At 60.2% G+C, this 20,811-nt stretch carries 23 protein-coding genes and 1 tRNA gene; 18 read left to right on the top strand and 6 right to left on the bottom strand.

Features of this window, described 5'->3' with window-relative positions; genetic code table 11:
• Positions 1–2 precede the first annotated feature (2 nt).
• The 12 genes from JBO08_RS00385 (at position 3) to JBO08_RS00330 (ending at position 9,986) form a co-directional block, all read left to right on the top strand.
• Complete coding sequence (locus JBO08_RS00385; protein ID WP_065879649.1) at positions 3–989, top strand: NAD(P)/FAD-dependent oxidoreductase; 987 nt, start codon at positions 3–5, stop codon at positions 987–989.
• Positions 986–1,201, top strand: coding sequence for a TIGR02450 family Trp-rich protein (locus JBO08_RS00380; protein WP_049710090.1), 216 nt, complete (start codon positions 986–988; stop codon positions 1,199–1,201). The genes JBO08_RS00385 and JBO08_RS00380 overlap by 4 nt, the downstream gene beginning before the upstream one ends.
• A gap of 112 nt (positions 1,202–1,313) precedes the next feature.
• Entirely contained in the window at positions 1,314–2,273 is a 960-nt protein-coding gene (locus JBO08_RS00375; protein ID WP_065875185.1) for a DUF523 and DUF1722 domain-containing protein, read from the top strand.
• Positions 2,274–2,276: 3 nt separating this feature from the next.
• A complete protein-coding gene (locus tag JBO08_RS00370) occupies positions 2,277–3,206 on the top strand; it encodes a MerR family transcriptional regulator (protein ID WP_065875186.1) in 930 nt (309 codons plus the stop codon).
• Positions 3,207–4,652 carry a deoxyribodipyrimidine photo-lyase gene (phrB, locus tag JBO08_RS00365; protein ID WP_220074610.1) on the top strand — a complete coding sequence of 482 codons (1,446 nt, stop codon included), beginning with the start codon at positions 3,207–3,209 and terminating at the stop codon, positions 4,650–4,652. It begins immediately after the preceding gene.
• Positions 4,645–5,067 (top strand): nuclear transport factor 2 family protein, encoded by a 423-nt coding sequence (locus tag JBO08_RS00360; protein WP_065875188.1) that lies wholly within the window; start codon positions 4,645–4,647, stop codon positions 5,065–5,067. Before phrB ends, JBO08_RS00360 begins: the two co-directional genes overlap by 8 nt.
• Complete coding sequence (locus JBO08_RS00355) at positions 5,064–5,846, top strand: SDR family oxidoreductase (RefSeq protein ID WP_065890560.1); 783 nt, start codon at positions 5,064–5,066, stop codon at positions 5,844–5,846. Before JBO08_RS00360 ends, JBO08_RS00355 begins: the two co-directional genes overlap by 4 nt.
• Positions 5,843–7,090, top strand: coding sequence for an NAD(P)/FAD-dependent oxidoreductase (locus JBO08_RS00350; protein ID WP_065890562.1), 1,248 nt, complete (start codon positions 5,843–5,845; stop codon positions 7,088–7,090). The genes JBO08_RS00355 and JBO08_RS00350 overlap by 4 nt, the downstream gene beginning before the upstream one ends.
• Positions 7,087–7,896 carry a DUF1365 domain-containing protein gene (locus tag JBO08_RS00345; protein WP_065875191.1) on the top strand — a complete coding sequence of 270 codons (810 nt, stop codon included), beginning with the start codon at positions 7,087–7,089 and terminating at the stop codon, positions 7,894–7,896. The genes JBO08_RS00350 and JBO08_RS00345 overlap by 4 nt, the downstream gene beginning before the upstream one ends.
• A complete protein-coding gene (locus JBO08_RS00340; protein WP_065879655.1) occupies positions 7,883–9,154 on the top strand; it encodes a cyclopropane-fatty-acyl-phospholipid synthase family protein in 1,272 nt (423 codons plus the stop codon). The genes JBO08_RS00345 and JBO08_RS00340 overlap by 14 nt, the downstream gene beginning before the upstream one ends.
• Positions 9,147–9,626: a DUF2878 domain-containing protein gene (locus JBO08_RS00335; RefSeq protein ID WP_065875193.1), complete on the top strand. Its 480-nt coding sequence runs from the start codon at positions 9,147–9,149 to the stop codon at positions 9,624–9,626. The genes JBO08_RS00340 and JBO08_RS00335 overlap by 8 nt, the downstream gene beginning before the upstream one ends.
• Before the next feature lie 54 nt (positions 9,627–9,680).
• Positions 9,681–9,986 (top strand): YkgJ family cysteine cluster protein, encoded by a 306-nt coding sequence (locus tag JBO08_RS00330; protein WP_065875194.1) that lies wholly within the window; start codon positions 9,681–9,683, stop codon positions 9,984–9,986.
• 138 nt (positions 9,987–10,124) lie between these two features.
• Here JBO08_RS00330 and JBO08_RS00325 read toward each other — a convergent pair whose 3' ends face one another.
• From JBO08_RS00325 to hemA, 6 genes are all read right to left on the bottom strand, one after another.
• On the bottom strand, positions 10,125–10,643 hold the full coding sequence (locus JBO08_RS00325) for an acyloxyacyl hydrolase (protein WP_065875195.1): 519 nt from the start codon (positions 10,641–10,643) through the stop codon (positions 10,125–10,127).
• Positions 10,644–10,756: 113 nt separating this feature from the next.
• Positions 10,757–11,557 carry a glutamate racemase gene (gene murI / locus JBO08_RS00320; protein WP_065875196.1) on the bottom strand — a complete coding sequence of 267 codons (801 nt, stop codon included), beginning with the start codon at positions 11,555–11,557 and terminating at the stop codon, positions 10,757–10,759.
• The gene (locus tag JBO08_RS00315) at positions 11,550–12,305 is read right to left on the bottom strand and encodes a molybdopterin-synthase adenylyltransferase MoeB (protein ID WP_065875197.1); all 756 of its coding nucleotides are present in this window, start codon (positions 12,303–12,305) and stop codon (positions 11,550–11,552) included. The genes murI and JBO08_RS00315 overlap by 8 nt, the downstream gene beginning before the upstream one ends.
• Positions 12,299–13,129: a peptide chain release factor N(5)-glutamine methyltransferase gene (gene prmC / locus JBO08_RS00310; protein WP_220074611.1), complete on the bottom strand. Its 831-nt coding sequence runs from the start codon at positions 13,127–13,129 to the stop codon at positions 12,299–12,301. Before prmC ends, JBO08_RS00315 begins: the two co-directional genes overlap by 7 nt.
• Positions 13,130–14,212: a peptide chain release factor 1 gene (gene prfA, locus JBO08_RS00305; RefSeq protein WP_065879658.1), complete on the bottom strand. Its 1,083-nt coding sequence runs from the start codon at positions 14,210–14,212 to the stop codon at positions 13,130–13,132.
• Positions 14,209–15,498: a glutamyl-tRNA reductase gene (gene hemA, locus JBO08_RS00300; RefSeq protein WP_065875200.1), complete on the bottom strand. Its 1,290-nt coding sequence runs from the start codon at positions 15,496–15,498 to the stop codon at positions 14,209–14,211. Before hemA ends, prfA begins: the two co-directional genes overlap by 4 nt.
• A gap of 183 nt (positions 15,499–15,681) precedes the next feature.
• Here hemA and JBO08_RS00295 point away from each other — a divergent pair, with 183 nt between their 5' ends.
• The 6 genes from JBO08_RS00295 (at position 15,682) to JBO08_RS00270 (ending at position 20,725) form a co-directional block, all read left to right on the top strand.
• Complete coding sequence (locus JBO08_RS00295; protein WP_220074612.1) at positions 15,682–17,406, top strand: tetratricopeptide repeat protein; 1,725 nt, start codon at positions 15,682–15,684, stop codon at positions 17,404–17,406.
• A 4-nt stretch (positions 17,407–17,410) separates the two neighbouring features.
• Positions 17,411–18,028 carry a lipoprotein insertase outer membrane protein LolB gene (gene lolB / locus JBO08_RS00290; protein ID WP_049710107.1) on the top strand — a complete coding sequence of 206 codons (618 nt, stop codon included), beginning with the start codon at positions 17,411–17,413 and terminating at the stop codon, positions 18,026–18,028.
• A 49-nt stretch (positions 18,029–18,077) separates the two neighbouring features.
• Positions 18,078–18,881 (top strand): 4-(cytidine 5'-diphospho)-2-C-methyl-D-erythritol kinase, encoded by an 804-nt coding sequence (gene ispE, locus JBO08_RS00285; RefSeq protein WP_258407101.1) that lies wholly within the window; start codon positions 18,078–18,080, stop codon positions 18,879–18,881.
• 37 nt (positions 18,882–18,918) lie between these two features.
• Positions 18,919–18,993, top strand: a tRNA-Gln gene (locus JBO08_RS00280).
• A 46-nt stretch (positions 18,994–19,039) separates the two neighbouring features.
• The gene (locus JBO08_RS00275; RefSeq protein WP_003208392.1) at positions 19,040–19,981 is read left to right on the top strand and encodes a ribose-phosphate pyrophosphokinase; all 942 of its coding nucleotides are present in this window, start codon (positions 19,040–19,042) and stop codon (positions 19,979–19,981) included.
• 138 nt (positions 19,982–20,119) lie between these two features.
• Positions 20,120–20,725 carry a 50S ribosomal protein L25/general stress protein Ctc gene (locus JBO08_RS00270; protein WP_065875203.1) on the top strand — a complete coding sequence of 202 codons (606 nt, stop codon included), beginning with the start codon at positions 20,120–20,122 and terminating at the stop codon, positions 20,723–20,725.
• Positions 20,726–20,811: the final 86 nt, after the last annotated feature.

Genomic DNA, 20,811 nt, shown 5'->3' with positions numbered 1-20,811 from the left:
CCATGACTGTTCCCATCGCGATCATCGGCACCGGCATTGCCGGTCTCTCCGCCGCCCGAGCGTTACAAGACGCGGGGCACGTTGTGCAACTCTTCGATAAAAGCCGCGGCAGCGGTGGCCGCATGTCCAGCAAGCGCAGCGATGCCGGTGCCCTGGACATGGGTGCGCAGTACTTCACCGCCCGCGACCGGCGCTTCGTCAACGAAGTCCAGCGCTGGCAAAGTAACGGTTGGGCCGAGCAATGGAAGCCCCAGCTGTACAACTTCAAGTCCGGCCAACTCACACCCTCCCCCGATGAACAGATCCGCTGGGTCGGCACACCCCGCATGAGCGCGATCACCCGCGCGCTGCTCGACGACCTGCCGGTGGAGTTTGGTTGCCGCATCACCGAAGTGTTCCAGGGCAAACAACACTGGAACCTGTTAGACGCCGACGGCGAGAACCACGGCCCGTTCAGCCACGTGATCATCGCCACCCCGGCTCCGCAAGCCACCGCGCTGCTGGCCGCCGCTCCCAAGCTGGCGAGCGCCGCCGCCGGGGTGAAAATGGACCCGACCTGGGCCATCGCCCTGGCGTTCGACAAACCTCTGGATACGCCCATGGAAGGCTGCTTTGTACAAGACAGCCCCCTCGATTGGCTGGCGCGCAACCGCAGCAAACCAGGGCGCGACGCCACACTCGACACCTGGGTACTGCACGCCACCAGTGCCTGGAGCAAGGCCCACCTGGACCTGTCCAAAGAGGACGTGATCGAGCACCTGCACGGTGCTTTCGCCGAACTGTTGCACAGTGCCATGCCCGCGCCGTCGTTCAGCCTGGCGCACCGCTGGCTCTACGCACGACCGTCCAGCAGCCACGAATTCGGCGTGCTGGCGGATGCAGACCTGGGCCTGTATGTGTGTGGCGACTGGTGCCTGTCGGGCCGCGTCGAGGGCGCATGGCTCAGCGGCCAGGAAGCCGCGCGACGCTTGATCGAACACCTGCAATGAACCGTATCAATCCCGCCAAATTGCTGCTGTCGAAGTGGACAGCAGCGCGCCCCCGAAACAAAGAAAAACACTTTCTGGTCACCGAGTTGTTTCGCGACGATGAGGGCACCGTACTGGAAATCGAACTGCAAGCCGTCATGACCCGGCGCAGCGAACGCCTGCCCTGGCAAACCCTGCAAGATATCGACGCCTGGAAAATTGGCTGGAAATAGACCGCACGCGAAACTTGTACAAATAATTTGACTTGTACAGCATCGAACCTATGATGAGATTTAGTTGTACAAGATTTAGATCTTGTACAGGAATCTTGCAGAGGGTTGGTTTATGTCCAGCACCACCAAACCGAAGATCGCCATCAGCGCCTGCCTGTTGGGCGAAAACGTGCGCTTCAACGGCGGCCATAAACAATCGCTGCTGTGCAGTCAGACCCTCGCTGACTATTTCGACTTTGTGCCGTTGTGCCCTGAAGTGGCGATCGGCCTGGGTATCCCCCGCGAACCGATCCGCCTGGTGGGCGACCCGGCCCATCCGGAAGCCGTCGGCACCGTTAATCGCGCACTGAACGTGACCCAACCGCTGGACGACTACGGCCAGCAAATGGCCGCGGAACACACCGACCTGTGTGGCTACATCTTTATGCAGAAGTCGCCGTCCTGTGGCCTGGAGCGGGTCAAGGTGTACCGCGACAACGGCACCCCGGTGGACGGCGGCGGGCGTGGCATCTACGCACAGGCATTTTGTGCACGCCACCCCGACCTGCCGGTGGAAGAAGACGGTCGGCTGAATGATCCCGTGCTGCGGGAAAATTTCCTGGCCCGTGTGTTCGTCTACGCCAGTTGGCAACAACTGCTGGCCGAAGGTCTGACCCGCCACCGTTTGCTGGCCTTCCATTCGCGCTATAAATACTTGTTGATGGCCCACAGCCCGGCGCATTACAAAAGCCTTGGGCACCTGCTGGGCAGCATGACCAAGGGCGCCAACCTCGACGAATTGGCCAGCTGTTACTTCAGCGACCTGATGACCGGCCTGAGCAAATGCGCGACCCGTGGCACCCACACCAATGTGTTGCAACACATCAGCGGCTACCTCAAGCAGGCCATCAGCGCCGATGACAAACAGGAAATGCAAACCGTCATCGGCCAATACCGCCACGGCATCGTACCGTTGGTGGTGCCGTTGACCCTGCTAAAGCACCACTTTCGCCAACACCCGGACCGCTACATCGCTCAGCAGGCCTACCTGCAACCGCACCCGGAAAACCTCAGCCTGCGAAATGCGATCTAGACCATGAGAGCTGCCCTGCTAGACGAACCCGGCGAAGACATCGCCCAAGCCCTCCAGGACGGCTGGCTGCCGATCCGCGAAGTGGCGCGCCAGACCGGCGTCAATGCCGTGACCCTTCGCGCCTGGGAGCGCCGCTACGGCCTGATCGTGCCCCAGCGCACGCCCAAGGGCCACCGGCTGTTCAGCGCCGAGCATGTGCAACGCATCCACACCATTCTCACCTGGCTCAATCGTGGCGTGCCGGTCAGCCAAGTCAAAGGCCTGATCGACTCCGCCCAGGCCAGTCCCGATGCCGTGGAAAATGAATGGCAAACCCTGCGCCAGAACCTGGTGCACGCCATCAGTGAATTGACCGAGCGCCGGGTCGACGACGCCTTCAACCAGGCCATGGCACTGTACCCGCCACGCACCTTGTGCGAGCAACTGCTGTTACCGCTGTTGCAGGAGCTGGAACAGCGTTGGCAAGGTCAATTCGGCGCGCAGATGGAACGGGTATTTTTCTTGTCCTGGCTGCGCAGCAAGTTTGGTGCGCGCATCTACCACAACAATCGCCAATTGCAGGGTGCGCCATTGCTGCTGGTCAACCAGTCCGCCCTGCCGCTGGAACCGCATTTGTGGCTCAGCGCCTGGCTGGCCAGCAGTGCCGACTGCCCGGTGGAAGTGTTCGATTGGCCACTGCCCGTCGGCGAGCTGGCCCTGGCGGTGGAACACCTGCGACCGCGCGCCGTGTTGCTGTATTCGAGCAAGGCGCTGCAGTTGTCGACGTTCGCGAAGCTGCTGGGCGGCATCAGTTGCCCTAAGTTGATCGTCGGACCAACGGTGTGCATCCACCAGGCGGAGTTGGCGGTATTAACCCATGACATCCCTGAGTTGCTCGTCGCCGAAGAGCCGTTGTCGGCCCATCAGCTACTGATCCAGCGTGGACTTCTTTAAATGCATCTGATCTGGCTGCGCACCGACTTGCGCCTACACGACAACACCGCCCTGACCGCCGCGAGCCAGCGGGGTCCGATGGCGGCCGTGTATCTGATTACACCCGAGCAGTGGCTGGCCCACGACGATGCGCCGTGCAAAGTGGATTTCTGGCTGCGCAACCTGCAGGCGCTTAGTAAAACGCTGGGCGAGTTGAACATTCCCCTGCTGATTCGCACCGCAGCCACCTGGGACCAGGCGCCCAGCGTGCTGAGCATGCTGTGCCGCGAACTCTCGGTGGAGTCGGTGCACGTCAACGAGGAATACGGCATTCATGAAAGCCGTCGCGATGCGGCAGTGTCCAAGGCATTGCAAGCGGCAGGCGTCACTTTCCACAGCTACCTGGATCAACTGTTCTTCCAGCCTGGCAGTGTGCTCACCAAGACCGGCACTTACTTTCAGGTCTACAGCCAGTTCCGCAAGGTCTGCTACACCCGCCTGCACAGCGCGTTACCGCAGATGGTGGCAGCGCCAAAGGCCCAGGCTGCGCTCAAGCTGAAAAGCGATCCCATCCCGAACACGGTCGAAGGTTTCGAGCCGCCCAGCGACACGCTGCGTGCCCTCTGGCCCGCCGGTGAAGACGAGGCCCGGCGGCGCCTCGACGCCTTCGCCGACCAGCAGATCAGCTACTACAAGGACGAGCGTGACTTCCCGGCCAAGCCCGGCACCAGCCAGCTCTCTGCCTACCTCGCGGCGGGGGTCATTTCGCCGCGCCAATGCCTGCACGCCGCGTTACAAACCAACGGTGGCGAGTTCGAGAGTGGCGACATGGGCGCCATCACCTGGATCAATGAATTGCTGTGGCGCGAGTTCTACAAGCACATCCTGGTGGGTTACCCACGGGTGTCGCGCCACCGTGCGTTCCGCCCCGAAACCGAAGCCGTGGCCTGGCGCAACGCGCCCAAGGATCTCGCCGCGTGGCAGGAGGCGCGCACCGGCCTGCCGATCATCGACGCCGCCATGCGACAACTGCTGGAGACCGGCTGGATGCACAACCGCCTGCGTATGGTCGTGGCGATGTTCCTGACCAAGAACCTGCTGATCGACTGGCGTGAAGGCGAGCGCTTCTTCATGCGTCACCTGATCGATGGCGACCTGGCCGCCAACAACGGCGGCTGGCAGTGGAGCTCATCCACCGGCACCGACTCGGCGCCGTACTTCCGGATTTTCAGCCCTCTGAGCCAGTCGGAAAAATTCGATAGCGAAGGGGTCTTTATCAAGCACTGGCTGCCGGAACTCGCCGCGCTGAATAAAAAGGACGTGCACAACCCCGAAGCCGCCGGTGGTTTGTTCGGCGTGGCCGACTACCCACGCTCGATTGTCGACCTGAAGAAATCCCGCGAACGCGCCTTGGCCGCTTTCCGCAGCCTGCCCTCGCGACACGCCGCAGGGGGTGAATATGAGTGACTTCCTGCGACGCTTCGCCCAGGCCTTCGCCACGCTGGACAAGCACAACCTGCACCTGCTCGACAGCTTGTACAGCAAGGACATCGCCTTTACCGACCCGCTCCATGAAGTGCATGGGCTGCCCGCCCTGCACCGCTACTTCGGCGAGTTGTACAGCAACGTCAGCCAGCTACGCTTCGACTTCCACGGTTTCGACCAAGTGGCCGAAGGCGAAGGTTACCTGCGCTGGAAGATGAGTTTCAGCCACCCGCGCCTGGCCAACGGCAAGGTGATTCGCGTGGAAGGCTGCTCGCACTTGATGTGGCGTGACAAGGTGTACCGCCACCGTGACTATTTCGATGCCGGCGCCATGCTGTACGAACACGTGCCCGTGCTGGGCAGCGTCGTGAGTTGGCTGAAAAGGAGAGTGGGATGAACGCAGTACCGCCCCGTCGTTATTGGCTGACCGGCGCCAGCAGTGGTATCGGTGCCGCGCTCGCCGTGGAGTTGCTCAACAGCGGCGCCCACGTCGCACTCAGCTCCCGCACCAAGGGGCCTTTGGAAGCGCTCGCGCAACGTTACCCCGGCCAAGTGCTGGTGGTGGCCGGCGACCTGACCAACAGCCAGACCGTGCGCGAGATCGGCGAACACATCGGCGTGGTCTGGGGTTCCCTGGACACGGTGATCCTCAATGCCGGCACCTGTGAATATGTGGACGCCAAGCAGTTCGATTCATCGATCATCGAGCACGTGGTGCGCACCAACCTGCTGGCGAGCAGCTATTGCATCGAAGCAGCCCTGCCGCTTTTGCGGGCCGGGCACAGCCCCCACTTGGTGGGTGTCGCCAGCGCCGTGACGTATCTGCCGATGCCTCGCGCCGAAGCCTATGGCGCGTCCAAGGCCGGCTTGCGCTACCTGTTCGAAGCCCTGCGCATCAGCCTTTCGCCGGAAAACATCGACGTTACTGTGATCAGCCCAGGCTTTGTCGACACGCCGCTGACCGAACGCAACGACTTCCCCATGCCCCTCAGTTGGTCGGCGGACAAAGCCGCGCGGCACATCTTCGCCAAGCTGGAAAAACGCCCGCTGGAAATCGCCTTTCCTGCACTGTTTATCGCCACCCTCTGGCCACTGTCGAAACTCCCGAATCGCGCGCAGTTGATCATCGGTAAACGCATGTTGCGCAGCCCACCGCCGAAAAAGGACGACCTGTGAAGATCGCCATCATTGGCAGCGGCATCGCGGGACTGACCAGTGCTTACCTGCTCAGCCGCCAGCATGAAATTACGCTGTTCGAAGCGGGTGACCGTATTGGCGGGCATACCCACACGGTCAACGTGACCGTCGAGGGCAAAAGCTACGCGGTAGACACCGGCTTCATCGTGTTTAACGACTGGACCTACCCCAACTTCATCCGCCTGCTGGGGCAGATCGGCGTCACGTTCAAGCCCACCGAGATGAGCTTTTCGGTGTGCGATGAGGAGACGGGTTTGGAGTACAACGGCAACAACCTCAACAGCCTGTTTGCCCAGCGTCGCAATATCCTTTCGCCGGGCTTCTGGGGCATGTTGCGCGACATCTTGCGCTTCAATCGCCAGGCACCGCTGGACCTGCAAGACCAACGCATCAGCGCCGAAATGACCCTGGGTGACTATCTCAACGCCGGTCACTACGGCGAGCGGTTTATCCGGCACTACATCGTGCCCATGGGCGCGGCGATCTGGTCGATGTCCCTGGCCGACATGCTTGGCTTCCCGTTGCAGTTCTTTGTGCGCTTCTTCAAGAATCACGGCTTGCTCTCGGTGAGTAACCGCCCGCAATGGTGCGTGATCGAGGGAGGCTCCAGCCGTTATATCGAACCGCTGACCCGCAGCTTCCGCGAACAGATCCGCCTCAATTGCCCTGTGCATAACGTTGAGCGTACCGACGACGGCGTGGTTATCCACAGCCCGGCCGGCAGCGAGGCATTTGATCGGGTGGTCTTCGCCTGCCACAGCGACCAGGCCCTGGCACTGCTGGCCGATCCAAGCCCAGCCGAACAAGCGGTCCTCGGCGCCCTGCCTTATGCCGATAACGAAGTGGTGCTGCACACCGACACCCGCCTGCTGCCCGACCGCAAACTGGCCTGGGCCAGCTGGAATTATCGGCTGACCGGCAATAGGCAGGCGCCGGCGGCGGTGACTTATGACATGAACATCCTGCAAGGCATCGACAGCGCCACGACCTTTTGCGTGAGCCTGAACCAGACGTCGATGATCAACCCGCTGAAGGTGCTGGCCCGCTACACCTACGCCCATCCGCAATACAGCCTGGCAGCGGTCGCGGCCCAAGGCCGTTGGGAAGAAGTGTCTGGCGTGCGTAACACCTTCTATTGCGGTGCCTACTGGGCCAACGGTTTCCACGAAGACGGCGTGGTCAGCGCCTTGCGCGTGGCCCAAGCGTTTGGGGAAACCCTGTGAACAGCGCCCTGTACAGCGGCTGGATTGCCCATCGCCGATTTGCGCCCAAGGCCCACGCCTTTCGCTACCGCATCGGCCTGTTGTACCTGGATCTGAGCGAAGAACACGAAGTGCTAGGGCTGTCGCCCTTGGCCGGGCGCAGCTGGCTCGCGCCCTTTGGTTTTCGCCAACAGGATTACCTGCGTGAATTGACGCGTACCGGCATGAGCTTGAGCGATGCCGTGCGCCAGGAAGTCGGCAAGGCGCTGGGGCGTACGCCCCAGGGCGTTATCTGCCTACTGACCCAGGCCCGCAGTTGGGGCCTGGCTTTTAACCCTGTGAGTTTCTTCTACTGCTTCGAGGCCGACGGACGTCTGGCCGCGATCCTGTGTGAAGTGACCAACACCCCATGGCGCGAGCGCTATCACTACGTGCTGCCCGCCCAGGCCCTCGGCGCGGATGAACACCAGCACTTCGCCGTGGCCAAGGCCTTCCATGTGTCGCCGTTTTTGCCGCGCGACCTGGAATACCGCATGAGCTTCAGCCCACCCGCCGACAAACTCGGCGTGCACATGGCCGACTGGCAGGGCGAGTTGAAAGTGTTCGACGCCACCTTGAGCCTGCACAAGGAAACGCTGAACCGCACCAGTTTGCATCGATACCTATGGCGCTTCCCCTGGATGACTGCCAAGACTTGCTTGGCGATCTACTGGCAAGCCATGCGCCTGTTGCTCAAACGCACACCGATTTTTCCCCACCGGGCCGCCGATGGCGCCTCCCGCACCGCAGTCGGTTATTCCAAGGATCGCCGCCATGAAATCCCCTAACGTATCGGTCAAGGCCAACCGCCTGAACGTCAACGGCATGACCACCGCACTGTTGCGCAAAGGCGTGCTGCGCCAACTCAGCCAATTGCGCCATGGCCAATTGGTGGTGATCGAGGATGGCGAACGGCAAGTATTCGGCGCACGCGAAGCGCACTTGCTGGGGGAGATCCAGATCCTCGACCCCGCCGTGTGGGGCCTGGTGGCGGCCAACGGTTCTATTGGCGCTGGCGAGGCATTTATTCACGGTTACTGGAGCAGCCCGGACCTGACCGCCGTGGTGCGCGTGATGGTCAGCAACCTGGATGTGCTGGATGCGATGGAAGGCGGCCTGGCACGCTTGGCCCGGCCGTTCACCCAGGGCCTGCACTGGCTCAATCGCAACACACGCAAGGGTTCGCAAAAAAACATCGCCGCCCATTACGACCTCGGCAACGACCTGTTCGAAGAATTCCTCGACCCCACCATGATGTACTCGGCGGCGCAATTCCTGACCCCCGACGACACCCTGGAGCAAGCACAACTGAACAAGCTTGAGCGCATCTGCCAGAAGCTTGCGCTCAAACCCAGCGACCACCTGCTGGAAATCGGCACCGGCTGGGGCAGCATGGCGCTGTATGCGGCGCAGCATTACGGTTGCAAGGTCACCACCACGACCTTGTCCAAGGAACAGTTTGCCTACACCGAAAAACGCATCGAGGCCCTGGGGCTGCAAAGCCAGGTCACCCTGTTGCTGAAGGACTACCGCGACCTGACCGGCCAGTACGACAAGCTGGTGTCCATCGAGATGATCGAAGCAGTGGGCCATCGTTTTCTGCCGACCTACTTCAAACAGTGCGCGCACCTGCTCAAAAGTGACGGCCTGATGTTGCTGCAAGCCATCACCATTCGTGAGCAACGCTTTGAACAGGCCAAGCGCAGCGTGGATTTCATCCAGCGCTATATCTTCCCCGGCGGCGCTTTGCCCAGTGTGCAAAACATGCTGCACATCGTCAGCCGAGACACCGATATGAACCTGCTGCACATGGAGGATTTCGGCCTGCACTACGCGCGAACCTTGCGCCTGTGGCATGAGAATTTTCGCCGCGCCCATGGCCGCCTCGCCGAATTGGGCTACGACGAATACTTCCTGCGGCTGTGGGAGTTTTACCTGTGTTACTGCGAAGGCGGCTTTATGGAGCGCACCATTGGCACGGCGCAATTGCTGCTGGCCAAACCGTCAGCGATTAACCCGCCGCTGCTCGGACGCTTCAGTGCTTAAGACATTGGCCAATGCCGTGCTTTTTCAGTGCGGCTGGTTCGCCTGCGTGCTCGGCGGTGACAGCTTATGGTTACTGGTAGGGCTGGCTGTATTGGGCATTCATCTGCTGTGGATAAGTTCATGGGCCAGTGAGGGCAAGCTGATCCTCAGCGTTACAATCCTGGGCACACTACTGGATACCGCGTTGCGCGCGCTGGGGGTATTTCAGTTTACTGAGCCTGGCCCGCTGATTCCCCTCTGGCTAATCATGCTATGGGCCCTGCTGGCCACCACATTGCGCCACTGCCTGGCCTGGAGTGCACGCCCCTGGTGGCGGGCGGCCGTGCTCGGTGCAGGGGGCGGGCCGCTCTCTTATTACGCAGGCAGCCAATTGGCGGGCGTGCAGTTTGGTTTTAGTGTGGCGCCCACCCTGATTGCGTTGGCGCTGTTGTGGGCCTTGGTTTTCGTGGGGTTACACCGTTTGGCGCGTTGACGTCCGTCAGCCGTTTCACATCTGCGTGACCCGCTTGCCTTACACTGCGCACCTATGACCAACATCCCCCACACCCAAATCGCTGAACCCGCCGTCACCTGCTCGACGTGCGCGGCCTGCTGCTGCCAGCTGGAAGTCATGCTGATTACCGACACCGGCGTGCCGGAGCGCTATATCGATACCGACGATTGGGGCGGCGAAGTGATGCTGCGCCTGGACGACGGCTGGTGCGCAGCGCTGGATCGGGACACGATGATGTGCACGATCTATGAGCGACGGCCGTTGATTTGCCGGGAGTTCGAGATGGGCGCTCCGGAGTGCTTGACCGAACGCGAAGGGATTGCGACGGCGTATCGCTGATCGTGAAATGAGTGGGGATCTAAATGTGGGAGCGGGCTTGCTCGCGAAAGCGGTGTGTCAGTTGATACATGTCTGACTGACACACCGCTTTCGCGAGCAAGCCCGCTCCCACAGGGGATATCTTCAGCGGCCTGAAGACTACAGCGGCATGGTGTAATGCAGCGAGTAGCTCTCTACCCCATCGTTATTGCTGCTGATCCCGGCGTTGGAATAGTGCGTGGCACGAATGCCCACTTCATGCCCACCGGTAAACCGCAGACCAAAACCCAGGCGGTCTTCGAACTGAAAGGCCTGGCCAATGTTGTTGTCTTCCAACTTGGTACGGGAGAACACCGCTACGCCGATCCCGGCTTCGATGTAGGGTTTGACCGACTGCCCGGCAAACTCATACACAAACACGGGCGAGAACGACAGGCTACTGGCGCCAGCGCGATCGTCACCTTCCCAGTAAGTGTAAGCGCCGCTCCAATAGCCCGTCAGGCGACCGGTATCGCTCTGCATCCAGCTCTTGTCCCAATCCGACGTCAACCCCAACCGATAGGTCAGCGTTGAATCACTGGTTGCCCCCAGACCAAACTCCAACCCGGCGGCTTGCGCCGAAAAAGAGTGCCCCATTACCGCGGCCGCAAGCGCAGCCAAACAGAGAAAACGCTTCATATGAAACATCCCTTCAAACGACGTTGTAAGATTTTATGTACAGGCTAACGTGCTATAGAAGTCGCCATTAATGCAGAAGTTCAGTCAAAAACCGTGATTTTTTCACGATTTTTTCACAAACTGAAATTACTCACATTTCCGGAAGATTTCCATAGTGTAGGTAGGATGTTTCTGAAATGTTGCAGATCGCCACTGGTCCAGAACTGTGCAGGTGCAGGTTCAGGGTCGCCGACGGCCAGAAGATCGCGCTCACTCAGTAAACGCTTGAGCTGGCGGGCCACGGCGGCACCGGTGTCGATAAGGATGATGCTGGGGGGCAGCATCTGCGCCAGGAGCGGCTTGAGGAAGGGATAGTGGGTGCAGCCGAGGATGATGGTGTCGCAACCGGCGCTGAGCAGCGGTTCGATGTAACCCTGCAATAACTGGCGCAGGGCGGGGCTGTTCAGGTCGCCGGTTTCAATCAGCTCCACCAGGCCCGGGCAGGGTTGGGTGATGACCCGAACATCAGTGGCGAAGCGGTCCAGCAGCGCAGCGAACTTGGCGCTTTGCAGCGTGCCGGTGGTGGCAAGCACACCGACCACGCCGCTGCGGGTGGCGGCGGCAGCAGGTTTGACAGCGGGCTCCATGCCCACCAGTGGCCAGTCGGGATAGTCCTGGCGCAAGTCGGCGACGGCCGCGACGGTCGCGGTGTTGCAGGCAATCACAAATGCCTTGGCGCCCTTGTCGCGGAGAAACGCCGCGACCTGCCGCGAGCGCTCACGAATAAACGCCGGGGTTTTCTCGCCATAGGGGATATGCCCGCAGTCGGCCACGTACAGCAGCGACTCATGGGGCAGCAATTGCTGGATTTCGGCCAGTACCGACAAGCCGCCAACACCGGAATCGAACACACCGATTGGCGCGCCCTTAACCATGTTGGGTCCCGCACACGCTGCAGCCAGGGTCACGCTTGACGCGTAGCTCGCGAAAACGCGTGGTCAAGGCATCGATAAGCAACAGGCGGCCTACCAAGGGTTCGCCGAAACCGGCCAGCAGCTTCAAGGCCTCCAGCGCCTGCAGGCTGCCCACCACCCCCACCAGCGGGCCGGCCACGCCGGCTTCGCTGCAGGTAAGTTCGGTGTCGCTGCCGTGCCCATATAAACAGTGGTAACACGGGCTTTCGGCGCGACGCGGGTCGAACACAGACAATTGGCCTTCAAGGCGAATCGCCGCGCCGCTGATCAATGGCTTTCCGGCGGCAACGCAAGCAGCGTTGACCGCCTCGCGCGTGGAGAAGTTGTCGCTGCAATCGAGCACAACATCGACCGCACCTACCGCGGCAGCCAAGGAGTCGGCATCCAGCGCCGTGCGGTGGGCAATCAGCTTGATTTCGGGGTTGATGGCGCTCAGGCGGCGCAGGGCTGAATCGACCTTGGTCTGCCCGACGCTGTCGGTGTCATGGATAATCTGGCGTTGCAGGTTGGTCAGGTCGACCGTGTCGAAGTCCGCCAGATGCAACTCGCCCACGCCCGCGGCCGCCAGGTACAGCGCAACGGGTGCGCCCAGGCCACCAAGCCCCACGATCAATGCACGGCCGTTTTTCAGGCGCAACTGGCCGTCGATGTCGACATGTTGCAACAGAATCTGTCGGCTATAGCGCAACAGCTCCTGATCGGTCAGCACGGCCGGCGTCCCAGCGTGATGCGCTCGTGTCCGCCGAGATCGATACGGCTGTGTACCTCTTCAAAGCCTTCACTCAGCAGCAGATCGCGCACAGCCGGGGCCTGGTCGTAACCGTGCTCCAGCAACAGCCGGCCACCGACGTTCAGGTGAGCGGGGGCTTCTTTGATGATCAAGCGCAGGTCGTCCAAGCCATCATGACCGGCCACCAATGCGCTGGCCGGCTCGAAGCGCACGTCACCGGTCACCAGGTGTGGATCATTGTCGGCAATATACGGCGGGTTACTGATGATCAGGTCATAGGTATGACCCTGCAACGCGCTGAACCAGTGGCTGTTCAGCACCGCTGCGTTATCGAGGTGCAGGCGCTGGCGATTGCGCTCGGCCAGGGCCACAGCTTCCAATACACGGTCGACAGCGGTGATCTGCCAGGCTGGGCGCTCGCTGGCCAGGGCTAACGCGATGGCCCCGCTGCCGGTCCCCAGGTCGAGGACCTTGGCGGGCGTGGCTGGCAACAATTCCAGGGCGGCTTCCACCAGCAGTTCGGTGTCCGGACGCGGGATCAGCGTGTGCGGCGCGACCTCCAGGTCCAGCTTCCAGAAGCCTTGCTGGCCGAGGATATACGCCACCGGCTCACCGCCGCGACGGCGTTGCAGGTAGCCGGCAAAGGTCAACGCGTCTTCACTGCTGACAATTTTTTCCGGCCAGGTGTGCAGGTAGCTGCGGGACTTGCCCAGCGCAGCCGCCAGCAGCAATTCGGCATCCAGGCGCGCGGTGGGCGAGTCGGGCAGATCAGCGGCGCGCAGCAGGCTGGCAATGATGGTCATTTATTCACCTATCGCCGCTAATTGATCGGCCTGATACTCGGCGAGTAACGGCTCGATCACCGCGTCGACGCCACCCGCGAGAATTTCGTCAAGGGAATAAAGGGTGAGGTTAACCCGGTGGTCGGTGACCCGGCCCTGGGCAAAGTTGTAGGTACGGATACGCTCGGAACGGTCGCCCGAACCCACGAGCAACTTGCGCTCGCTGGCAATCGCGTTCGCGGCGGCGCTGGTCTGCTGGTCATTGAGCTTGGCCGACAGCCACGACATCGCCCGCGCACGGTTTTTATGCTGGGAACGCTCTTCCTGGCACTCCACCACGATACCCGACGGCAAGTGGGTGATACGGATCGCCGAATCAGTCTTGTTGACGTGCTGACCACCGGCGCCCGACGAGCGGTAAGTATCGACACGCAAGTCAGCCGGGTTGATCTCGATGGCTTCCTGCTCGTCCGGCTCAGGCAACACGGCGACGGTGCACGCCGAGGTGTGGATGCGGCCTTGGGATTCAGTCGCCGGAACGCGCTGCACGCGGTGTGCACCGGACTCAAACTTGAGCTTTCCGTAGACGTTATCGCCTTCAACCCGCGCGATGACTTCTTTATAGCCGCCGTGTTCACCTTCGTTCTCGGAGAGGATTTCGACCCGCCAGCCGCGACGCTCGGCATAACGCGAATACATGCGGAACAGGTCGCCGGAAAAGATCGCCGCCTCGTCACCGCCAGTGCCGGCACGGATTTCAAGGAACACGTTGCGCCCATCGTTCGGGTCCTTGGGCAGCAACATGCGCTGCAGGTCGACTTCCAGCTCGGCCAGCTTTTCCTTGGCCTCGCGGACCTCTTCCACGGCCATTTCACGCATGTCCGGGTCGCTGTCCTTGAGCAGCGCCTGGGCGCCTTCAAGATCGGCCTGCACTTTCAGCAAGTTTTTATAGGTGGCCACAACCGGCTCAACTTCGGCGTATTCCTTGGAATAGGCGCGGAACTTGGTCTGATCGGAAATGACCTCGCCATCGCCGAGCAAGGCGGTCAGTTCTTCGAAACGGTCCTGGAGCACGTCCAGTTTATTGAGCAGTGACGCTTTCATTGCGGTTTTTTATCCGAAGAGCTTTCTGACGCGCCCTCACCGAGGGCAAAGAGTTCCTGGGCCATGGCCAGCGCATCGAGGCGGCCTTCGGCAGTAAGCTTTTTTAATTGTACGCTGGGGGCGTGGAGCAACTTGTTGGTGAGGCCCCGGGCCAGTTGCATCAGCACCTCTTCAGCGCTGCTGCCATTGGCCAGCAAGCGCTGGGCTTTGACCAGCTCCTCGTCGCGCAGGCGTTCGCCTTGCTGACGATACGCCTTGAGCACATCCACCGCCGCCAATTCACGCAGGCGCACCATGAAATCTTCGGCGCCGGTGCTGACCATTTCCTCAGCAGCCTGGGCTGCACCCTGGCGGCTCTTGAGATTTTCGGCGACCACTTCGTGCAGATCGTCAACGCTATAGAGGTAAACGTCGTCCAACTCGCCGACTTCGGGTTCGATATCGCGGGGAACGGCGATATCCACCATAAAGATCGGTTTGTGCTTGCGCAGCTTCAATGCGCTTTCGACCGCGCCCTTGCCAAGGATCGGCAACTGGCTGGCGGTAGAGCTGATGACGATATCGCTGCGCACCAGTTCGGCCGGGATGTCAGACAGCAACACGGCATGCGCGCCGAACTGTTCGGCGAGGATGCTGGCGCGCTCAAGCGTGCGGTTGGCGACCACGATCCGCTTGACCCCCAGGTCATGCAGGTGACGGGCGACCAGGGTAATGGTCTCCCCCGCGCCGATCAACAAGGCCTGGCTGCGTTGCAAATCACTGAAAATCTGCTTGGCCAGGCTGACCGCAGCAAACGCCACGGACACCGGGTTTTCACCAATGGCGGTGTCGGTGCGTACCTGCTTGGCGGAATTGAACGTGGCCTGGAACAAGCGCCCCAGCAGCGGGCCGACGGTTCCGGCCTCGCGCGCTACGGCGTAGGCGGACTTCATCTGGCCGAGGATCTGCGGTTCACCCAACACCAGCGAATCGAGACCGGACGCCACACGCATCATGTGACGAACTGCCGCATCCTCTTCATGCACATAAGCGCAGGCACGCAGGTCATCGAGGCTCAAATGGTGAAAATCGGCCAGCCAGCGCAGCACTACATCCGCTGAAAGATGTTCCTGCTCTATATAAAGCTCGGTGCGATTGCAGGTTGAAAGGATCGCAGCTTCGCGACTGTCGGTGAGCCGGCAGAGCTGCTGCAAGGCCTCAACCAACTGCTCTGGCGTAAACGCCACGCGCTCGCGCACGTCTACGGAGGCAGTCTTGTGGTTAATACCGAGTGCGAGGAAGGCCATTCAAGATCGCTGATGATGTCGGGAAGCCGACAATTGTCCTACTTCGAAAGATTCAGAACAACCACCGTCGTCTATTGTCCCTATATGTTGTGCCTATGAAAGGCGTCCGCTGAGTCTCGGTTATGTTTGGCCGAAGGCTTGTGTCATGATGATCCGACCGCAGGTTAGTCGTCCTCTTCCTATATGAATAGATCTTCCGCGTTGCTCCTTGCTTTTGTCTTCCTCAGCGGCTGCCAGGCCATGGCACCCGTGTCGCCGGACGGTACACCGCCCGTAGAAGACAGCACCCCCGCCCCTGAAAAGCCCAAGGTTTATTCCTCGTTCAGTGAAGAAACGGTGTTCAGCCTGCTGAGCGCGGAGCTGGCCGGCCAGCGCAATCGCTTCGATATTGCGCTGGACAATTACGTGACCCAGGCCATCAACACCCAGGATCCGGGGATTTCCGAGCGGGCGTTTCGCATCGCCGAGTACCTGGGCGCCGACCAGGCTGCGCTGGACACGTCGCTGATCTGGGCGAAAAACGCACCGGACGATCTGGAAGCACAGCGAGCCGCGGCGATCCAACTGGCGCGCGCCGGGCGCTATGACGACTCCATGGTCTACATGGAGAAAGTCCTGCAGGGCAAAGGCGACACCCATTTCGACTTCCTCGCGCTGTCAGCTGCCGACACCGACCAGGACACGCGCAATGGCCTGATGAAGAGTTTCGACCGCCTGCTGCAAAAACATCCAAAGAACAGCCAGCTGATTTTCGGCAAGGCCTTGTTGCTGCAACAGGATGACGAAGCCGACGCAGCGCTGAAGCTGCTGGAGCAGAACCCGCCGGAAGAAGGCGAAATCGCCCCGATCCTGCTGCGCGCACGCCTGCTGCAGAACCTCAATCGCGGCAAGGAAGCCATTCCTCTGCTGGAAAAAAGTATCAAGAAGTATCCGGATGACAAGCGCCTGCGCCTGACCTACGCACGCATGCTGGTCGAACAGGACCGCATGGAAGACGCCAAGGTGCAGTTCGCCAACCTGGTGCAGCAATACCCGGACGACGACGAGCTGCGTTACTCCCTGGCGCTGGTATGCCTGGAAGCCAAGGCGTGGGACGAGGCCAAGGGTTATCTGGAAGAGCTGATCCAGCGCGAAAGCCATGTGGATTCGGCGCACCTGAACCTCGGCCGTATCGCCGAAGAACGCAACGACCCACAGGCCGCCTTGCTCGAATATGCCCAGGTCGGCCCCGGCAATGACTACCTGCCAGCCCAATTGCGCCAGGCCGATATCCTGATGAGCAACGGCCGCACCGATGAGGCGGAAAAACGCCTGACCGCCGCCCGCGATGCCGAGCCGGACTATGCGATCCAGCTGTACCTGATCCAGGCCGAGACTTTGTCGGCCAACAATCAGGGTGAGCGCGCCTGGAAATTGCTGCAACAAGCGTTGCTGCAATTCCCTGACGATTTGAACCTGCTGTACACCCGCGCCATGCAAGCGGAAAAACGCAATGACTTGGCGCAGATGGAAAAAGACCTGCGCCTGATCATCAAGCGCGACCCGGACAATGCGATGGCCCTCAATGCCTTGGGCTACACCTTGTCCGACCGTACTACGCGTTACGACGAAGCCAAGGCACTGATCGAACAAGCCCACAAGCTCAACCCGGAAGACCCGGCCGTACTCGACAGCCTGGGCTGGGTGAATTACCGCCTGGGCAACCTGGACGAAGCCGAACGCTTGCTGCGCCTGGCGCTGGAACGCTTCCCCGACCAGGAAGTCGCCGCGCACCTGGGCGAAGTGCTGTGGGCCAATGGCAAACAGCGCGAAGCACGTCAAATCTGGGAAAAATTCCTCAAGGAACAACCCGAAAGCCCCATCCTGCGCAGCACCATCAAGCGCCTGACCGGTTCCGAGACCCTTTAAGCTTATGTTCTTGCGCCACATCGTAGTGTTCAGTTTTATCGCCCTGCTCGCCGGTTGCGCGGGTTTCGGTGCCCGTGAATCCGTTGAGGGCCAGGGCAACCCGGCGCAATGGAAACAACACAAAGACCAGCTCAGCAGCATCGATGGCTGGCAGATCGAAGGCAAAGTCGGGGTTCGCGCCCCCAAAGATTCCGGCAGCGGCACGTTGTTCTGGCTGCAACGCCAGGATTACTACGACATTCGTCTCTCCGGCCCGCTGGGCCGGGGTGCCGCACGCCTGACCGGCAGACCGGGGCAAGTCAGCCTTGAAGTGGCCAACCAGGGGCGCTATGAGGCGACCTCGCCGGAAGTACTGCTTGAAGAACAGATTGGCTGGAAGCTGCCGGTTTCCCACCTGGTATGGTGGGTACGCGGCCTGCCAGCGCCTGACAGCAAAAGCCGTCTGAGCCTGAATGGCGACAGCCGCCTGGCTACCCTGGAACAGGATGGCTGGCAAGTCGAATACCTAAGCTACGTAGAACAAAGCGGTTACTGGTTGCCCGAGCGCATCAAACTGCACGGTACCGACCTTGACGTCACGCTGGTGATCAAGGACTGGCAACCGCGCAAGCTGGGGCAATAACGTGACCGTACAAACGCTGACCTTGCCCTCCCCGGCCAAACTCAATTTGATGCTGCATATTCTGGGTCGCCGCGAAAACGGTTATCACGAGTTGCAGACGCTGTTTCAATTTCTCGACTACGGCGATGAGCTGACTTTTGCCGTGCGCGACGACGGCGTGATCCAGTTGCACACCGAGTTCGACGGCGTTCCTCACGACAGCAACCTGATTGTGAAGGCCGCCAAAAAAATAAAGGAACAATCCGGCTGCCCGCTCGGCATCGATATCTGGATCGATAAAATCCTGCCCATGGGCGGTGGTATCGGTGGCGGCAGCTCGAATGCCGCAACCACATTGCTGGGCCTGAATCATTTGTGGCAACTGGGTTGGGACCATGATCGCCTGGCTGCGCTGGGTTTGACGCTGGGTGCTGATGTCCCGGTTTTCGTGCGCGGGCACGCGGCTTTCGCCGAGGGTGTGGGGGAGAAACTCAGCCCGGAATACCCCGAAGAGCCGTGGTACGTTGTGCTTGTTCCGCAAGTATCTGTAAGTACAGCAGAAATTTTTTCAGATCCGCTGTTGACACGTAACTCTCCTCCCATTAAAGTGCGCCCCGTTCCCAAGGGAAACAGTCGAAATGACTGCTTACCGGTTGTAGCAAGGCGTTATCCAGAGGTACGTAACGCTTTGAATTTGTTAGGTAAATTTACCGAAGCAAAATTAACCGGAACTGGAAGTTGTGTGTTTGGGGGCTTCCCAAGCAAAGCTGAAGCTGATAAAGTCTCGGCCCTTCTTACAGAGACCCTTACAGGGTTTGTAGCAAAAGGAAGCAACGTTTCGATGTTGCATCGCAAGCTGCAAAGTCTGCTCTAAAAGGAATCGAGTGTTAGGCACTCGTTGCAACAGATACAGGGGCGTCGCCAAGCGGTAAGGCAGCAGGTTTTGATCCTGCCATGCGTTGGTTCGAATCCAGCCGCCCCTGCCATTTTCCTATACTCATCCAGGTTACCCTCAGCCTCTAGGTACTGCGCGTGTCCAAGATGATGGTCTTTACGGGGAACGCCAACCCCGATCTGGCTCGACGTGTCGTACGTCAGCTGCATATCCCTCTCGGTGACATCTCTGTCGGTAAATTCTCCGACGGCGAAATTACAGCCGAGATCAATGAAAATGTCCGCGGTAAAGACGTCTTCATTATTCAGCCGACCTGCGCTCCGACCAACGATAACCTGATGGAACTCGTCGTGATGGCTGATGCCTTCCGCCGCTCCTCAGCGACTCGAATCACAGCTGTAATCCCTTACTTTGGTTATGCCCGTCAGGATCGCCGTCCGCGTTCCGCACGTGTGGCTATCAGCGCGAAAGTCGTTGCTGACATGCTGACCGTGGTAGGTATCGACCGTGTTCTCACGGTTGACCTGCACGCTGACCAAATCCAGGGGTTCTTCGATATTCCGGTAGATAACATCTACGGCTCCCCAGTATTGGTGGATGACATTGAAGACCAGCGCTTTGAAAACCTGATGATCGTGTCCCCGGACATTGGTGGCGTCGTGCGCGCACGGGCTGTTGCCAAATCCCTGGGCGTTGACCTCGGGATCATCGACAAACGCCGCGAGAAAGCCAATCACTCTGAAGTGATGCATATCATCGGTGATGTCGAAGGGCGTACCTGTATTCTGGTTGATGACATGGTCGACACCGCCGGCACCCTGTGCCACGCGGCCAAAGCCTTGAAAGAGCACGGTGCAGCTAAAGTCTTCGCCTACTGCACACACCCTGTGCTGTCGGGCCGAGCGATCGAGAACATCGAGAATTCCATGCTGGACGAACTGGTGGTGACTAACACCATCCCGTTGTCCGCTGCTGCTCAAGCCTGTTCGCGTATCCGTCAACTGGATATCGCACCGGTAGTTGCCGAAGCGGTTCGCCGTATCAGCAACGAAGAATCGATCAGCGCGATGTTCCGTTAAGGGTCAAACCTTCGGTACACCTCACTGACGAAAAGCGCCCCGCCTCAGCATACTGTTGGGGCGGGGCTTTTTTGCCCATATCGCCTTTAGCGCTGGTCGCAAACGCTGGGGCGAATGTGGTTATTTTGGAGATACAACATGAACGATTTTACTCTGAATGCTGAAGTGCGTTCCGACCTGGGGAAAGGTGCGAGCCGCCGCCTGCGTCGTCTCGCAAGCCTGGTTCCAGCTGTAGTTTACGGTGGCGAAAAAGCCCCTGAATCCATCAGCATGCTGGCTAAAGAAATTGCCAAACTGCTCGAAAACGATGCGGCCTACAGCCACATCATCGAGCTGAACGTCGGTGGCAAAAAGCAGAACGTCATCATCAAGGCTCTGCAACGCCACCCAGCCAAAGGCCACGTGCTGCACGCTGACTTCATCCGCGTTGTAGCCGGTCAAAAGCTGACCGCTATCGTGCCTGTGCACTTCATCGGTGAAGAAGCTCCAGTCAAGAAAGGCGGCGTTGTTTCCCACACCGCCACCGAGCTGGAAGTAAGCTGCCTGCCGAAAGACCTGCCTGAGTTCATCGAAGTCGACCTGTCGGCTGCTGAAATCGGCACCATCATCCACCTGTCCGACCTCAAAGCCCCTAAAGGCGTTGAGTTCGTAGCACTGGCTCACGACGACGACAAGGCTGTTGCCAACGTCCACGCGCCACGTGTAGTAGCAGAAGATGAAGAAGGCGAAACCGCTGCAGAGTAATTTGCTCTGTAACGTCGGAGCTTGAGGAAACATCGCGGACCGAAACGTAGCGAGAAAGCGGGCGATAACGCGAAGTTTATCTCTGG

This window comes from Pseudomonas sp. LAP_36 (genome assembly GCF_019456785.1).
Lineage (GTDB): Bacteria > Pseudomonadota > Gammaproteobacteria > Pseudomonadales > Pseudomonadaceae > Aquipseudomonas > Aquipseudomonas tritici.
Note: the sequence above shows the minus strand (reverse complement) of the source record. Positions and strands in the feature narration are given on the sequence as shown.

What these genes read in the sequence shown, in the direction of transcription:
- murI (WP_065875196.1), bottom strand. Translation starts at nt 11,557, where the DNA reads ATGGTTAAGGGCGCGCCAATCGGTGTGTTCGATTCCGGTGTTGGCGGC.
- JBO08_RS00270 (WP_065875203.1), top strand. Translation starts at nt 20,120, where the DNA reads ATGAACGATTTTACTCTGAATGCTGAAGTGCGTTCCGACCTGGGGAAA.
- ispE (WP_258407101.1), top strand. Translation starts at nt 18,078, where the DNA reads ATGCTGCATATTCTGGGTCGCCGCGAAAACGGTTATCACGAGTTGCAG.
- JBO08_RS00385 (WP_065879649.1), top strand. Translation starts at nt 3, where the DNA reads ATGACTGTTCCCATCGCGATCATCGGCACCGGCATTGCCGGTCTCTCC.
- lolB (WP_049710107.1), top strand. Translation starts at nt 17,411, where the DNA reads ATGTTCTTGCGCCACATCGTAGTGTTCAGTTTTATCGCCCTGCTCGCC.
- JBO08_RS00360 (WP_065875188.1), top strand. Translation starts at nt 4,645, where the DNA reads ATGAGTGACTTCCTGCGACGCTTCGCCCAGGCCTTCGCCACGCTGGAC.
- phrB (WP_220074610.1), top strand. Translation starts at nt 3,207, where the DNA reads ATGCATCTGATCTGGCTGCGCACCGACTTGCGCCTACACGACAACACC.
- JBO08_RS00330 (WP_065875194.1), top strand. Translation starts at nt 9,681, where the DNA reads ATGACCAACATCCCCCACACCCAAATCGCTGAACCCGCCGTCACCTGC.
- JBO08_RS00380 (WP_049710090.1), top strand. Translation starts at nt 986, where the DNA reads ATGAACCGTATCAATCCCGCCAAATTGCTGCTGTCGAAGTGGACAGCA.
- hemA (WP_065875200.1), bottom strand. Translation starts at nt 15,498, where the DNA reads ATGGCCTTCCTCGCACTCGGTATTAACCACAAGACTGCCTCCGTAGAC.
- JBO08_RS00375 (WP_065875185.1), top strand. Translation starts at nt 1,314, where the DNA reads ATGTCCAGCACCACCAAACCGAAGATCGCCATCAGCGCCTGCCTGTTG.
- JBO08_RS00325 (WP_065875195.1), bottom strand. Translation starts at nt 10,643, where the DNA reads ATGAAGCGTTTTCTCTGTTTGGCTGCGCTTGCGGCCGCGGTAATGGGG.
- JBO08_RS00355 (WP_065890560.1), top strand. Translation starts at nt 5,064, where the DNA reads ATGAACGCAGTACCGCCCCGTCGTTATTGGCTGACCGGCGCCAGCAGT.
- prfA (WP_065879658.1), bottom strand. Translation starts at nt 14,212, where the DNA reads ATGAAAGCGTCACTGCTCAATAAACTGGACGTGCTCCAGGACCGTTTC.
- JBO08_RS00295 (WP_220074612.1), top strand. Translation starts at nt 15,682, where the DNA reads ATGAATAGATCTTCCGCGTTGCTCCTTGCTTTTGTCTTCCTCAGCGGC.
- JBO08_RS00370 (WP_065875186.1), top strand. Translation starts at nt 2,277, where the DNA reads ATGAGAGCTGCCCTGCTAGACGAACCCGGCGAAGACATCGCCCAAGCC.
- prmC (WP_220074611.1), bottom strand. Translation starts at nt 13,129, where the DNA reads ATGACCATCATTGCCAGCCTGCTGCGCGCCGCTGATCTGCCCGACTCG.
- JBO08_RS00340 (WP_065879655.1), top strand. Translation starts at nt 7,883, where the DNA reads ATGAAATCCCCTAACGTATCGGTCAAGGCCAACCGCCTGAACGTCAAC.